We start from the raw sequence: 15,293 nt of genomic DNA, 5'->3' as shown, positions 1-15,293 counted from the left end.
GGATTTATGCTTTCCCGTAGTGGTCGGCCGCTCGCGCAACTGGTTTTCGGGCCAGTTGCGCGGCTGTTCGTGCGGCTTGGTATTTCTGCCAATATTGTCACGTGGACTGGAACTATTCTGTCCTGTGTATCAGCGCTGTTCTTTATACCTCACAATATGCTGTTAACCGGCGTCGTCATTACCACGATCGTGTTGATTTTTGACAACCTTGACGGACAGATTGCGCGGTTGACGAAGACGAGCTCGGCCTGGGGTTCTTTCCTGGATTCGACGCTAGACCGAGTGACAGATGCTGCTGTTTTTGCGGCGTTAGGGCTATGGGGCTACTTCCACGCGGCTACCCCGGTAGCGCCATGGGTGATGGGTGGAGCGCTGGCTGCTGGCTTGCTAGGAAGCGTTGTTCCATATACACGAGCTAAGGCTGAAAGTATTGGATGTTCAGCCGCTGTTGGCTTTGCGGAACGAGCAGATCGACTGGTCTTTGCCGGTGTTCTCACACTTGCCGTTAGATTCGGGGCTTCTCATTGGGTAATGGCGATAGGTCTATGGATCCTCGCAGTACTTGCATTTGTAACCGTTATCCAACGTATGCTTCATGTTCGATCTCAATTGCGTGAGCGCAAGCATCCATGAAACCGCAGCGGCTGTTTCGAATTATTGATCTGATAGCTAAATATGTGCCAGAGCCTTGTGCCCGGGCACTGTTCTCCGGGATCGGTTCGATAGTGGGCTGGTCCTCCATAACTGGCGTCAAGCAATTACGGAGAAATTATCAGCGGGTCTCGCCGTCGTCGTCCGCGCTAGCGCAACGTCGGCGATCAGCTACCGCAATGCGTCATTATCTCCGTTACTACTATGAAGCTTTTCGGCTCCCGTACCTCACGGAAGATCAGATCCGAGCTCGTGTTCGGGTAGAAAATGTTGATCGACTCCGAGACATGCTCAACGAAGGCTCGGCTACCGGAGCATTGATGCACATGGGCAATTGGGATTTGGCTGGAGCTTGGGGCACTAAGAACTTGGCGCCAGTCCACACGGTTGCTGAGAAGCTAAAACCGGAAGAAGTTGCCCAAACGTTCTTGGATCTGCGGCGCGCGCTGGGAATGGTCATTTATTATGCTGTTAAAGATGAACACGTCGTTGATAATCTTACCCGGGATATGACATCGAACAACTGTTTTGTACCGCTCCTATGCGATCGTGATCTATCAGCGTCTGGCGTAGAAGTGTCTCTGTGCGGGCATAAAGCTCGCATAGCTCCTGGTCCGGCAATCCTTGCACAGCGGACTGAGACTGCGATGTTTCCGGTCATCTGCGTAGCAGAGCGATTTAACCGAGATCGGCAACGAGTTGCCCAGGCTGGAACATCGTGGGGAATACGCATCATTATTGGTGATGCGATAACACCACAAGCTAAGCCGAGCGATTCATGGGAGAAGCGAACTGCGGACGTACAACGTATGATGTCGCAGTGGGCGCAGTATGCCTCAATGTTATTGCCGAGATATCTAAGCCATTGGCATATGCTACAGCGAGTGTTCGTCGACGATCTCGATCCTCAGCGACTACCCTCATCAGCGATGGAGGAGAAGTGAAAATAGGTATTGCTTGCGGATATTCATGGGACGTTGCCGGCGGCGTTCAATTCCATATCCGGGATCTAGCACAGGAACTCATCCGCCGAGGTCACGACGTAACCGTTATTGCGCCTTCGGAACGCACTCCAGGGGCAGACGCCTTAGAAGAATTTGTTCGACCAGTTGGCGCTGCGATACCGATCAAATACAACGGATCAGTGGCACGATTATCTTTCGGTCCAAAAGTTAATCGACAAGTGCGTTCCTGGTTGCGTGACGAAAACCTCGATGTACTACACGTTCATGAGCCCTTTACTCCGTCCGTATCAATGCTGGCCTTAATTAATGCAACGTGCCCTGTAGTTTCGACATTCCATACCGCGATGGATCGTTCCCGGTTGATGGCTATTGCCTCACCATTTCTTATTCCCATGCTAGAAAAGATCCAAGCGCGGATTGCAGTATCACAGGAGGCTCGGCGTACCGCAGTTCAATATCTTGGTGCGGATGCATGGGTCATTCCTAACGGTGTGTTTGTTTCTAACATGATCGCCGAGAGCAAGGATCAACGTTTTATAGGTTCACCGCAACGGCCTACATTGAGCTTTTTGGGACGTCTTGATGAGCCGCGTAAAGGACTGCCGGTTGTAGCGCGTGCTTTTCCGCAGATCCGCCAGGCTGTGCCAGGTGTCCACTTATATGTTGCTGGCAAAGGAAACATCGAGCAGGCTCGTGCACTTTTTGGAGAGCATGCTGAGGCTGTCACATTCTTGGGACCGATTTCTGACGTGGATAAAGCGTTGCTGCTAGGTAGCACTGATATTTATCTTGCGCCAAATACTGGCGGAGAATCTTTCGGGATTATTTTGGTCGAGGCGATGAGCGCTGGTGCAAGTATTGTTGCGTCAGACATACCTGCTTTTCTGGCAGTACTGAATGATGGCTCCTATGGCGCACACTTCGCCAATAATGATGCTGATTCGTTGGCGCGCGTGGTATCTGAAGCGATACACGATCCGCAAACTCGGCTCGCGCGTGCAAGAGCTGCTGCAAAAGCGGCGTGGCGGTATGACTGGGGATCGGTAGCGTCTCAAATTCTCACGGTATACGAGACTGCTATTGCCACCGCACACATGGAGGTGGATGAATGATGCCTTGGTGGATATTCGCTGTCACTTGCGTTATGACAGTTGTCATTGTCAGCGCAGTATTGATTACATCTCAGGCTCGTAGGCTGGATGCGCTCCACAAAAAAATATTGAAATCTCGCGCTGCATTAGACAATGCGTTGATTGTTCGAGCTCATGCGGCGATGACGGTCGCGCAGTCGGGGGTTTTGGATTTAGCTGGGAGCGTCGTGCTGACTAATGCCGCTCAAGAATGCGCAGACGCGGCTGAATATGACTTGGTTGAAGATGGACTCAACCGTAATGCTGACGATGAAGTTTCCCCAAAAAGCTATCGGGCGCTTGATATAGATCGTCTTGCAATAGAATCTGAACTATCGCGAGTTCTTCGCTACACCGTTGATGAGCTCGAAGAAGATGAAAAGAATGGCTATAGCGAAATTCTCGGCCATTTACAGCAGGTGCGTCAATCAGTTCGGCTAACACGACGTTTCCATAATATCCACGTTGCCGGTGCGCAGCGGATTCGACGTAGTGCGCTGGCGCAGGTTTTTCGTATTCATGGTTACGCATCGTGGCCGCAAACAGTGGACCTAGACGATGAATAGTGCGCGTGTTCTGACAGCGCTAAAGGAGCATTCTCTAGATTTTTATGCTCATCTTATTGGCCTAGGAATTCTTGCTATTCTTGCGCTCTTGGAGCTTTTGCCGGTCTTAGCTGAACCGGCTGGTATTTCAGCCGCGGTGGTTGCTGCGGTTTGGGCGCTAGTCCCGGTGATGTTTACACTCATTTTGGTGTGGTTAGTTGACTACTGGGAACCTGAACCGTTGTGGCTCTACAGTTTCGCATTTTTGTGGGGGAGCGGTGTTTCAGTTATTCTTGGCGCATCTATCAACGATTTTGCGTCATCCCGACTAATTCCGAGTTTGTTAGCTGATGGTGCGACTGTCTACGACGTTTCGCGCTATACGGCTTCTTGGGTTGCTCCGATCTCGGAAGAAATCGTTAAGGGTCTTGGCATCCTTGTCATATATGTAGTTTTCCGGAAATATTTTAATGGTCCCGTTGACGGTATCGTTTACGGGGCACTCATTGGAGCTGGATTCGGTTTCACTGAAAATATTTTGTATTTTGTTCGTAATTTCGATTACCTGGCAGAAGTATTTACAGTGCGTTTTCTTGATGGTCCACTCAGCCATGATACGTATTCGGCCCTGTTCGGTTTTTGTATCGGGTTTGCGGAGTATTCGCGCCGCCGGTGGGCATTACTGGCCTGGACCTTTCCAGCGTTAGCGGTGTCAGGTCTGTTCCATTTTATTAATAACGACGCGTTAAATTGGGACGGGATGACGTATGAAAAATATAAAATAGTCACGAATGTCCCGTTGGCGGTCGTGGCAATCATCATGGTGTTTTACGCCCGCCGTTATGAAAAAATTGCGGTGCTCGGTGGCCTAGAGCCATATGTTCGATTGGGCTGGTTTGCGCGTCATGAGGTAGTGATGATTAGCCGGATAAGATACCGGCAACAAGCTGTTGTCTGGGCAGAAAACCGGGCGTTAAAACTTGGTGCTCCGGCAGGGGCAGGTGCGCAAGCAATGCGACGATTCCAAAAGATTATGCTCCAAATTGGACATGAGACGACTCGGGCACAGCGTAGTAACCAGCATGTGAATGAAAAAGACCGCGCCTATTTGTCATCGCTACTGGCAAAATCACAGACTATACGTCAGGTCTTTACCGCTTGAGAACGGAGGGTTAATGACTGAAAACACTAGCTATACTGAGTGGCCTCTCGATGAAAACGGGTTTCCGCACCGGCAAGCCGCTAGAGTAGTACTTCTAGACCCGTCTGGAAATATTTTCTTGATACGTGGCCACGATATTGACGATCCGAAATACTCGTGGTGGTTTACGCCGGGCGGCGGTATTGAGCCGGGGGAAAGTACCCTCGCAGCTGCGGTACGTGAGTTACGTGAGGAAACGGGCTTCGTCGTCGATCGCAATCGTTTAGAAGGTCCGGTTTTGTCGCGTTTCTCAACCTTTCATTTTATTTCTAAAATTCGGAAGCAAGACGAGAAATTTTATCTTTTGCGGGTTGACGACGACGAAGCGGAAGCAATTCATCGCGGACACGGAAAAGACTGGACACCTCTCGAACAGGAATTATTAGATGCGCAACGATGGTGGAATCTTGAGGACCTCGACTGCATTCAACAGCAAGGCCAATTAGTTTTTCCGCGAAAACTTGTTGCGTATGTTCGCGCGTGGCGTGACGGCTGGGATGGTGTATGTCGCACTATTACTGAAGAATAGTGCGTAGCTTTTCGGCAATCGGCCTAATGGTTGTAGAATCACATCGTAGACAATGTAATAGAAGGAGACACACGTGTCAGGACACTCTAAGTGGGCCACCACGAAGCACAAGAAGGCGGCGATCGATGCCAAGCGCGGGAAGCTTTTCGCACGCCTAATCAAAAACATTGAAGTTGCTGCGCGTACTGGCGGTGGAGATCCTGCTGGAAATCCAACTCTTTACGATGCTGTCCAAAAGGCGAAGAAGAATTCTGTGCCGGCTGATAACATCGATCGAGCTGTCAAGCGTGGCTCTGGTGAAGGTGCCGATTCAGTTAATTACGAGAACATTATGTATGAGGGCTATGGTGCTAATGGAGTTGCCATCCTTATTGAATGTTTGACGGATAACCGCAACCGTGCAGCCTCAGATGTACGTGTCGCACTCACTCGTAATGGTGGCACATTAGCTGATCCAGGTTCAGTTTCGTACATGTTCTCCCGCAAGGGCGTTGTTGAAGTCCCTAACAGTGGTGACATCACTGAAGACGACATCTTGATGGCAGTACTTGAAGCTGGAGCCGAGGAAGTCAATAATGAAGGCGAAGTCTTTGAGGTACTTTCAGAGCCTAATGACGTAGTTGAAGTTCGTAAGGCCCTTCAGGCAGAAGGCATCGACTACAACTCGGCTGAAGTGCAGTTTGTGCCGTCAATGAAGGTGCCGATTACTGATATTGAGACTGCTAATAAACTCATGAAACTCATCGATGCGCTTGACGATGTTGATGACATTCAGAATGTCTACTCCAACCTCGATCTCTCTGATGAGGTTGAAGCGGCATTAGCCGAGGAAGACTAATTGCGAGTTCTTGGGATTGATCCCGGTCTTACGCGTTGCGGAATTTGCGTGCTTGATGCAGCCGGGGCGCGGCGGATCTCTCTAGTTTCTGTTGGTGTGGCGCGTACTGATCCTCAGATGGCGCCACACCAACGACTATTGCTTATTTCGAATGAAGTTGAAGAAGCTATTAAGCTGCATCGCCCAGATGTAGTCGCGATTGAACGGGTATTTGCTCAAGATAATGTTCGTTCGGTAATGTCGACAGCTCAGGTAGTGGGCATTGTTTTATTGGCGGCCGCTAAAGCAAGCCTGCCGGTAGGTATGCACTCGCCGTCTGAGGTCAAAGCCGCAGTTACTGGTAATGGTCGGGCACAGAAAATCCAAGTTCAGATGATGGTTCAGCGTATTTTGAACCTAGAAAAATTACCGCGTCCGAAAGATGCGGCTGATGCCATAGCTGTTGCTATTTGTCACGCGTGGCGCGGGGGAGCGGAACCTTTCGTCGAACTTGACCGGTCGCAACACGGCGGAGCTGGAATGTTGCCACGTGCCGAAGGTGCTGATTTGACTCCGGCTCAAAAAGCATGGGCTGCTGCGGAACGAATGTCGCGTCGTCACGGTGCTGTCAAACCTTCGTGATAAACTCTCATTCAAACAGATGTTCGAAAGGGTGGAGTAGTGATAGCGCATTTACGAGGGATGGTTACAGCTGTTAATACCTCCTCAGCTGTTCTAGATATTAATGGTATTGGGATGAGAGTTCTAGCAACGCCCGACACCTTGGCTAAGCTCCGTATCGGTGACGATTCGACTTTAATCACATCTCTTATCGTTCGCGAAGATTCATTGACTCTTTATGGATTTGTTGACGACGACGAGCGAGATGTGTTCGATATTCTCACCGGGATTAGTGGCATTGGGCCGCGTACCGCGTTAGCAGTATTAGCAGTATTTTCCCCTGACGCACTACGCGAAGCAGTGGAGACAAAGAATGAGGCTGCGCTAACCCGTGTTTCCGGTATCGGCAAAAAAGGTGCTCAGCGCATGATACTTGAACTTGGTTCGAAACTAGGACCAGCTCGCAGTCGTTCTGGAGAACTCAAGAAGAGCACCGGTGCGATAGCGGATACGGATGTTTTAGAAGCTCTTATTAACCTTGGCTGGAACGAGAGAGAGGCCGCACCTGCGATCACCGAAGCAATGGCTGATCTAGGGCAGGCAAGTGTTGCTCAACTACTACGTCGAGCTCTGCAAATTCTCGGCTCACGGAGGTAACGGCTATGGATTGGAATGAAATAACTGAAGCTGGTGCCAGTGACACCGAACGAGCTCAAGAAGCGGCGTTGCGTCCGAAACGTTTGAGCGAGTTTGTTGGACAGCATGTTGTTCGCGAGCAACTTTCGCTCGTCCTCGATGCGGCAATTGCTCGGGATAAAGCTCCGGATCATGTTCTACTTTCGGGGCCACCCGGACTTGGTAAAACCACGTTGGCAATGATCATTGCTGCGGAAGTCGGCGGGGCGCTGCGGCTTACCTCTGGTCCGGCAATTCAACACCCGGGCGATTTGGCGGCGCTTCTGTCGTCGTTACAAGAAAATGACGTTTTGTTCATCGATGAAATCCATCGGTTAGCGCGCACGGCTGAAGAGATGCTTTATCTTGCTATGGAAGATTTTCGTGTCGACGTGATGGTCGGCAAAGGCCCGGGAGCTACGTCGATACCATTAGCTCTGCCACCGTTTACTGTTGTTGGTGCGACGACGCGAGCTGGGATGTTGCCTGCACCGCTACGCGATCGGTTCGGTTTTACTGCATATTTGGATTACTATACGCATGATGAATTAGCTTCGATTGTCGAGCGCAATGCGCTGAAACTTGATGCGGAATTATCCTCTGATGCTGCGTTGGAGATTGCTTCGCGATCACGCGGAACGCCTCGTATCGCCAATCGGTTGTTGCGAAGAGTTCAAGATTGGGCGCAAGTGCGGGGAACCGGCCAACTAGATCTAGTTGCAGCACAGGCTGCCCTAGCTGTTTTTGAAGTCGATATGTGTGGGCTGGATCGTCTTGACCGTGCAGTTTTAGACGCTTTGTGTAACCGTTTTAATGGTGGCCCAGTTGGCTTAACAACTCTTGCCGTTTCCGTTGGTGAGGAGCCCGAGACGATTGAAACTGTTGCAGAGCCCTATTTGATGCGACAAGGATTTATCTCAAAGACTCCACGGGGCCGGATAGCAACACGTCTTGCATGGGAGCACCTAGGCCTTATCCCACCTGAAAATACTTTGTTTGTATAAGACACTGCTTTGTGGACAAACAACTGTGTTCATAAATGTGGTGTTGTACTAAAAAGTCGGGCAATCACCGGTAATGGGCATTCAGGGGGTAGACTTTTACCGTATGATGTCTCTTCAACGGAAAGCGATCAGCGTTCATGGAATTTTTGATCCTCATTCTCATTATGTTCATTTTCTTGTTTGTCTCTACACGGATCACGCGTAAAGGCCAGGAAAAACAGCGAGAACTACGTGAGGAAGCGATCTCATTAGGAAATAACGTTGTCACATCTTCTGGTTTCTTTGGAAGAATCGTTGACATTGATGGGGACGCGGTTACATTGGAATCTCCGTCTGGAGATGAGACGGTGTGGATGCGCTCTGCGATTATGTCACAGATGAATATCCCATTGAGCATCGAAGACGAAGAGGAATCACATAACACTGAATCAGAATTGGATAGTCCTTCAACAGGAGATATTTTTCCTAACGACGAAGAAAGTTCTGACCCAAGTGATAAGCAAGGCTCAGCATGGAAATAGTTTCCGTTGGCCTACAGATTGTCAAGGAGTACACGCGTGCAAAACTCACGTGATGAACTGAGCAAGCAAAGTAAGCCCATCGGGCGCCTGATCACACTGGTCGTGTTGATTCTGGCGCTCTTTGCAGCTTTAACTTTTGGCACCGTAACAGGCGCTAAAAATCGTTTCTTGCCAGAACTAGCACTAGACCTTGAGGGCGGCACTCAGATCATCCTCACCCCAGCGACAACAGACGGCTCGGAGGTGACAGATGAAGATGTGAAGCAAGCTATTGAAATTATTCGTCAACGAGTTGATGCTTCGGGAGTGGCAGAAGCCGAAATTACTGCTCAAGGTGGATCAAATATTATTGTTGCTCTGCCAGGGCAACCAGATAAGGCAACACTTGACTTGGTTCGCACCTCTGCCGTGCTTCGTATGCGTCCAGTTTTAGCTTATGCGGATCCAAATCCTATTAGCAAGGAAGATCTAGTTAAACAGCTAGGCGATAAAGCTGAAGGCTTAGATCCAAAGACAATGAGTGATGAGCAGTACAAGGAAGCTGTGTTGAAGCTTGCCGACAAAGATGGTGATGGCCAGCTTTCGGACGCTCCGTTAACGACCCCTGCGGATGCTTCAGACCCTGCATGGATTACTGAACAGACAGTATACAACTCATTGATTTTGCAATGCGGCTCTAAGGATCTAGCGATTGCGTCGAATTCTGATGATCCAACTAAGTCGTTGGTGTCTTGTGGACCTGAAGGTAGTGTTAAGTATCTGCTTGGTCCTGCCGAGCTAGAAGGCTCTACAATTGCTACCGCTAGCTCCGGACCAGCTGTTAATAACCAGGGCCAACCTACCGGTGGTTTTGCGGTACACATGAACTTTAACTCCGAAGGATCAGATAAGTTCGCAGAAGTAACTGGAAGAATTTCCAAGCTTGAACCACCACGGAACCAATTTGCGATTGTGCTCGATGGACAAACAGTGTCAGCACCAAAAACTGATTTCCCGATTACTGGTGGACAAGCTCAGATCACCGGGTCGTTCAAGGCCAAAGAAGCTGCAACTTTAGCTAACCAACTGAACTTCGGATCGTTACCGCTCTTCTTTGAAGTGCAGTCAGAAGAACAAATTTCCGCGACTCTCGGCGCCGAACAGCTTGAATCCGGTTTAATCGCTGGCTTGTTCGGTGCGCTACTTATCATCCTGTACATGCTGTGGCAATATCACGCCTTAGGCCTAGTAGCAATTGCATCAATCGCTGTGTCAACTGGTCTATCGTTCTTCGTGATTTCATTCTTGTCATGGACAATGGATTATCGTCTGTCAATGGCGGGTGTCTTAGGTATCATCATTTCTATTGGTGTTACGGCGGATTCTTTCATCGTTTACTTCGAACGTATCCGAGACGAGATTCGTGAAGGCCGCACTATTCGTAGCGGTATTGAACACGGCTGGATCCGCGCACGTCGCACGATTATCATTTCCGATATCGTCAACCTCGTCGCTGCATCTGTGCTCTTCATTCTGACCGTTGGATCAGTTCGTGGTTTCGCATTCACACTTGGCGTTACCACTGTGCTCGACTTGATTGTCGTTATGATGTTTACCTATCCGGTTATGCACTACCTCGGAAAGACTGCTTATTTCGGTGAAGGAAAACGTGGTTCCGGTCTTGATGCGACCAAGCTTGAACAGACCCCAATGTATCGTGGCCGGTCGTATATTGCTACGAAGCCAGCCAAGCGTAGCCGGAAGGCTACTGCATCGGCCCCCGATGGTGCACAGGTCCAGTTACATGATTATGAATATCCGGACGCGCATTTCGGTGACAAACAAGAAACTCTCGCGCAGCGTCGTGCCCGTGAACGTCGCGAACGTAAAGCTGCTCAGAAAGGAGAGAACTGATGTTTTCAATGTATAAGGTCGGAAACGATCTCTACACTGGACGATCCTCAGTTGACATTATTGGGCGGCGTAAGACGTGGCTTATTTTAGCGATTATTTTAATGGTGGCTTCGATCATAGGATTCATCGTTAAATCGCCAAATACTGGAATTGAGTTCCGGGGCGGCTCACAGTTTACGGTGTCAAATGTCAGCGATACATCTCATGGTCCGGCATACGAAGTAATTAAGACCGTTGGCAAGGATGATGCGCCACGCGTTGCGACATTAGGCTCTACTTCAATTCGAGTCCAGACGGTTAAGCTTGATGACAAGCAAACGCAAGCAGTGCGCGATGCGCTCGCTTCTGCATACCAAGTTGAAGCAACAGATGTTACGTCAACATTCGTGGGCCCGTCCTGGGGCGCTGATATCTTGGCTAAAGCAGTCCGCGCAATGATTATCTTCATGGTACTGATTTCGCTAGTTTTGACCATCTACTTCCGGTCGTGGACTATTGCTGTTGGTGCTAATGGTGCTCTGGTACACGATTTCATCATTACACTGGGTGTGTATTGGTGGGCTGGCTTTGAGATCACGCCGGCGACAGTTATTGGTTTGCTAACAATCATGGGCTACTCGCTCTACGATACCGTCGTCGTTTTTGACAAGGTTCGTGAAAATACTGAAAATGTCACTCAGCAACGCACCTACACGTATGAAGAGATCGCTAACCAAGCAATGAATCAGACGCTTATTCGGTCTCTGAATACGTCCATTACCGGCTTACTCCCAGTAACCGCCATCTTGTTTATCGGTGTCTATATTTTGGGCGCGGATACTTTGCGAGATCTTGCTCTTGTCATGTTCGTTGGTATGCTACTATCTACACTTTCATCTTTGATTATTGCTGCGCCGTTGGCAGTAGCCTTGGCAATGCGTAACCCGAAGATCAAAGAGCACACCAAGGACGTGCTAGAACGACGTCGAGCTGCTAATGAAAAAGAAGAGCAATCTGACGGTGAGCACGCTAAGCTGGAACCCGTAGAAACTGTGGCGGGATCCCATCAAGGACACCGCGCACAGCCAAAGCGCAACAAGAAGAGGAAGAAACGTTGAGCAACGATAATAATTTTCCGCAGGACGTCGTTGACCTCGTCCGTTCGCATATTCGAGAAGTCCAGGACTTCCCAGCACGCGGTGTTCTATTTCGCGATGTAACACCGCTGATCGCAGATCCGGAAGGGTTTGCAGCCTTAATTGATATGCTCGCGGATAAATACCGTGGAAAAGTCGACGCTGTTGCTGGACTCGAATCACGTGGCTTTATTTTAGCTGCACCCTTGGCGGTAGCACTGGGCGTGGGCATGCTAACTGTCCGCAAGGCAGGGCGTTTGCCTGGGCCTGTTGTTGGCATCGACTACGATCTCGAATACGGTTCCGCACGAATGGAACTTCAACCATTTACTGTGGAAGACGGACAGCGAGTTCTCGTCCTCGATGATGTTCTAGCAACTGGTGGAACGGCAGGTGCAGCATGCGATCTGATTCGGCAAGCTGGTGGCAACCCGGTAGGGCTTTGCGTTCTCATTGAGCTTACTGAGTTCAGTGGTCGTAACTACTTGGGTGAAGGCGTTGAAGTGGACTCCGTACTTCAATACTGAGCTTCATACGTATATATAAGGAGGAGAGATAGCTGGAAGCTATCTCTCCTCCTTATATATATCTTTAAAAATACGGTAAAATGGATTAATAATCAGGGTCAGGAGGTACTGAGATGTCATCTCATTCACATGTTCCGCGCGTGCGGTCTCGGTTGTCGTGGCTTGGGAAGAAAGTCACCGTTCCCACCATTCTTGAACCTATGATGAGCATTGAAGCTACGAGGTCAATGGATATTGATCGACTTATTCATGCGTACGAAGTCGCGGAGAAGTTGCACCGCGGTGTCAACCGTAAGTCAGGGGAGCCCTACATTACGCACCCGGTTGCTGTAGCTACTATTCTTGCGGAGCTTGGTCTTGATGAAGATACTTTGGTGGCTGCGTTATTACACGACACCGTTGAAGATACTCCCTACACCCTCGAGGAACTTTCCGCAGAGTTCGGTCCTACCGTAGCGCTCTTAGTTGACGGAGTTACGAAACTCGAAAAGGTCAACTACGGCGAAGCTGCTGCTGCGGAAACTGTGCGTAAAATGATTATTGCGATGGCTAAAGATATTCGCGTGCTTTTGATTAAGCTCGGCGATCGTCTTCACAACGCCCGAACCTGGCGGTTTGTGTCGCAATCATCAGCACAGCGTAAAGCGCGCGAAACACTAGAGATTTTTGCTCCGCTGGCTCACCGACTCGGAATGAATTCGATTAAGTGGGAGCTAGAAGACCTGTCATTCCGGATTCTGTACCCGGCTGTGTATTCTGAAATCGAGCGCATGGTTCGCGAACGCGCTCCAGAACGCGAACGCTTTATTGAAGAAGTTAAAGCAACTCTGCAGCGAGAGCTTGCTAAAGCAAATGTAAAATGTACGATCACTGGACGCCCGAAACATTACTATTCCATCTATCAAAAGATGATTCTTCGCGGGCGCGATTTTGAAGATATCTATGATCTGGTTGGGGTGCGAGTACTCGTTAATGAAGTACAGGACTGTTATACAGCTCTAGGGGTAGCTAATTCTGCCTATACACCTATTCAAGGCCGGATTAAAGACTATATTGCTTCGCCTAAATTCAACCTCTATCAATCTATTCACACAACTGTGATGGGTCCTGCTGGTCGTACTGTCGAGATCCAGATCCGCACCCATGAGATGCATCGTCGAGCTGAATATGGTGTTGCTGCTCATTGGCGTTACAAAGAAAATCCGAATGCTAAATCTGGCGACCAACCAACAAGTCAGGAAGATACCCAACTCGAATGGTTACGCCAGCTCGTGGATTGGCAGCGCGACACCGCTGATCCGTCCGAGTTCCTCGATTCGCTTCGCTACGAAATGTCGCGGAACAAGGTTTACGTATTTACCCCCGCAGGTGAGGTGAAAGAGCTGCCGGCTGGCTCTACTCCAGTCGATTTTGCCTTCGCTGTCCACACCGAAGTAGGATACCGAACTGTTGGCGCAAAAGTTAATGATCGGTTAGTAACCCTCGATCACGAACTGCAATCTGGTGATACCGTCGAAATCATTACGTCGAAATCGGAAGATGCAGCGCCGTCTCAAGGCTGGAGCGAGTTTGTTGCTACCGCACGTGCACGGTCTAAGATCAAACAGTGGTATTCGCGTTCCCGCAAGGAAGAGAATTCGGATATCGGCAAAGATAAGCTTGCTCGGGCAATTCGTCGTCGTAATGAGCCTGTCCAACGGTTGATGAGCCATGAAACTTTGAAAGCGATCGCGCAAGATCTGAATCGTACGGATGTCAATGATCTCTATGCAGCGATCGGCGAGGGCGCAGTGTCTGCTGAATCTGTTGTCCGGCGCTTGATTGCTTCTCAAGGCGGCAATATCGGTGCTGAAGAATCGATGGCCGAAGCGGTTACTCCTACCCGGATTCAGCATCGCTCTGAAGGCAATAGTTCTTCGGCTGTTATCGTCGCGTCCATCGAAGATACAGACGTTCTAGTAAAGCTTGCTAAATGTTGTACGCCGGTACCTCCAGATGAAATCGTTGGCTTCGTGACGCGCGGTAAGGGCATCTCAGTTCACCGTGCTGATTGCCCTAATATCGAATCCCTTAAACGGGAGCCGGATCGTTTTATTGACATTGCTTGGGATAGCGAAGCTGATGCAGTGTATCTTGTCCAGGTACAAATTGAGGCGTTAGATCGGCGTGGTTTGCTCGCTGATATATCGCGTGCTTTAGCTGAACATGACGTCAATATGATAGCTGGAACAATAAACACCTCGTCCGATCGTGTCGCAAAATCTAGTTTTACATTTGAAATGGCTGATCCACACCACCTCGAACGAGTTTTGCGTGAGCTACGGAAAATCGAGGGCGTCTATGATGCCTATCGTATTACTGGAAACAAGAAGGATGAAGCTCGTCTTCAGCGTGCTGCGCAGACGCCGATTCCGCGACGGAATGCGAACTAGCCCGGTTGATGATGTCTGGCGGAAGTTGACAGAGCAACTCTCGTACACGTTTCATTCCCGGAACTCTTTGTAAATGATGGGCACGGCAAACTATCGTTTCGTAGGATGCGCCTTGTCGGAGAAGATTTAGTAGTGCTTCTATGCCAGTGGCTAGATCATGTTGGAGAAGATCGACTGCAGTTCGCTCTAACGAGGTGACCATGACTGATTTGATTGTGACGAGGTCTTGCTCAGGAAATCGCTTTTTTGGTAGTTTCCCGCGACGTTGCTTACCGGTGCGGTAAACGTGAAGCGAACGCGATAGCTCAGTAGTTGTTTTACCAGTGTGAACCCAATAAGCTCCCACATGTGAAACGATAATATCGGGTCCGTAAATCGCGTGAAGTATACCGATACGTTGTGCAACTGTGGATATCTGATCACATGCTACCCAGCCAATATTTGCCAGCTGAGTAAGGCAGCCTTCATTCGATAAAACTTCGCATTGATGGCGTTCAAAAAGGTTGTTTGGACGGGAAATTATTGAGAACATACAACTAGCAAAGCATGATCATAATATGAGTGTTGGGGGGGGGGGAACCCACCGGGGTACCCCCCCCACCCCAAAGGTTGTTGGGGGGAAGAAGATTTTTTTATAAAAAAAAAAAAAAACCCCGCCAGCCGTTAA

Annotated in this window: 16 protein-coding genes; 15 read left to right on the top strand and 1 reads right to left on the bottom strand. The window is 49.5% G+C overall.

The window, feature by feature from the left end:
• Positions 1-6 precede the first annotated feature (6 nt).
• The 15 genes from pgsA to KSO86_RS02560 all read left to right on the top strand — a co-directional run bounded on the left by pgsA (position 7) and on the right by KSO86_RS02560 (position 14,626).
• A complete protein-coding gene (pgsA, locus tag KSO86_RS02630; RefSeq protein ID WP_216379268.1) occupies positions 7-633 on the top strand; it encodes a phosphatidylinositol phosphate synthase in 627 nt (208 codons plus the stop codon).
• Complete coding sequence (locus KSO86_RS02625) at positions 630-1,595, top strand: phosphatidylinositol mannoside acyltransferase (RefSeq protein ID WP_216379269.1); 966 nt, start codon at positions 630-632, stop codon at positions 1,593-1,595. The genes pgsA and KSO86_RS02625 overlap by 4 nt, the downstream gene beginning before the upstream one ends.
• A complete protein-coding gene (locus KSO86_RS02620) occupies positions 1,592-2,728 on the top strand; it encodes a glycosyltransferase family 4 protein (protein WP_216379270.1) in 1,137 nt (378 codons plus the stop codon). Before KSO86_RS02625 ends, KSO86_RS02620 begins: the two co-directional genes overlap by 4 nt.
• Before the next feature lie 32 nt (positions 2,729-2,760).
• Positions 2,761-3,312 carry a hypothetical protein gene (locus KSO86_RS02615; RefSeq protein WP_216379271.1) on the top strand — a complete coding sequence of 184 codons (552 nt, stop codon included), beginning with the start codon at positions 2,761-2,763 and terminating at the stop codon, positions 3,310-3,312.
• A complete protein-coding gene (locus tag KSO86_RS02610) occupies positions 3,305-4,453 on the top strand; it encodes a PrsW family intramembrane metalloprotease (protein WP_216431778.1) in 1,149 nt (382 codons plus the stop codon). The genes KSO86_RS02615 and KSO86_RS02610 overlap by 8 nt, the downstream gene beginning before the upstream one ends.
• 13 nt (positions 4,454-4,466) lie before the next feature.
• Positions 4,467-5,021, top strand: coding sequence for an NUDIX hydrolase (locus KSO86_RS02605; protein ID WP_216379273.1), 555 nt, complete (start codon positions 4,467-4,469; stop codon positions 5,019-5,021).
• A gap of 73 nt (positions 5,022-5,094) precedes the next feature.
• The gene (locus tag KSO86_RS02600) at positions 5,095-5,859 is read left to right on the top strand and encodes a YebC/PmpR family DNA-binding transcriptional regulator (RefSeq protein WP_216379274.1); all 765 of its coding nucleotides are present in this window, start codon (positions 5,095-5,097) and stop codon (positions 5,857-5,859) included.
• Positions 5,860-6,480, top strand: coding sequence for a crossover junction endodeoxyribonuclease RuvC (ruvC, locus tag KSO86_RS02595; protein WP_216379275.1), 621 nt, complete (start codon positions 5,860-5,862; stop codon positions 6,478-6,480). It begins immediately after the preceding gene.
• Between the two features lie 39 nt (positions 6,481-6,519).
• On the top strand, positions 6,520-7,116 hold the full coding sequence (gene ruvA, locus KSO86_RS02590) for a Holliday junction branch migration protein RuvA (RefSeq protein ID WP_216379276.1): 597 nt from the start codon (positions 6,520-6,522) through the stop codon (positions 7,114-7,116).
• A gap of 5 nt (positions 7,117-7,121) precedes the next feature.
• Positions 7,122-8,138, top strand: coding sequence for a Holliday junction branch migration DNA helicase RuvB (gene ruvB / locus KSO86_RS02585; RefSeq protein ID WP_216379277.1), 1,017 nt, complete (start codon positions 7,122-7,124; stop codon positions 8,136-8,138).
• 137 nt (positions 8,139-8,275) lie between these two features.
• Positions 8,276-8,659 (top strand): preprotein translocase subunit YajC, encoded by a 384-nt coding sequence (gene yajC / locus KSO86_RS02580; RefSeq protein WP_216379278.1) that lies wholly within the window; start codon positions 8,276-8,278, stop codon positions 8,657-8,659.
• A gap of 36 nt (positions 8,660-8,695) precedes the next feature.
• The gene (gene secD / locus KSO86_RS02575) at positions 8,696-10,552 is read left to right on the top strand and encodes a protein translocase subunit SecD (RefSeq protein ID WP_216379279.1); all 1,857 of its coding nucleotides are present in this window, start codon (positions 8,696-8,698) and stop codon (positions 10,550-10,552) included.
• On the top strand, positions 10,552-11,649 hold the full coding sequence (secF, locus tag KSO86_RS02570) for a protein translocase subunit SecF (protein WP_216379280.1): 1,098 nt from the start codon (positions 10,552-10,554) through the stop codon (positions 11,647-11,649). Before secD ends, secF begins: the two co-directional genes overlap by 1 nt.
• Entirely contained in the window at positions 11,646-12,194 is a 549-nt protein-coding gene (locus KSO86_RS02565; RefSeq protein WP_216379281.1) for an adenine phosphoribosyltransferase, read from the top strand. Before secF ends, KSO86_RS02565 begins: the two co-directional genes overlap by 4 nt.
• Positions 12,195-12,307: 113 nt before the next feature.
• Entirely contained in the window at positions 12,308-14,626 is a 2,319-nt protein-coding gene (locus KSO86_RS02560; RefSeq protein WP_216379282.1) for a RelA/SpoT family protein, read from the top strand.
• On the opposite strand, the gene KSO86_RS02555 is transcribed toward KSO86_RS02560, so the two are convergent.
• Positions 14,550-15,158, bottom strand: a complete 609-nt coding sequence (locus KSO86_RS02555; protein ID WP_216379283.1) for a hypothetical protein — start codon at positions 15,156-15,158, stop codon at positions 14,550-14,552. The genes KSO86_RS02560 and KSO86_RS02555 overlap by 77 nt on opposite strands.
• Positions 15,159-15,293 lie beyond the last annotated feature (135 nt).

This window comes from Arcanobacterium phocae, from assembly GCF_018913465.1.
GTDB classification, from domain to species: Bacteria; Actinomycetota; Actinomycetes; order Actinomycetales; family Actinomycetaceae; genus Arcanobacterium; species Arcanobacterium phocae_A.
The sequence above is the reverse complement of the archived record's forward strand: the minus strand, read 5'-3'. Positions and strand labels throughout refer to the sequence as shown.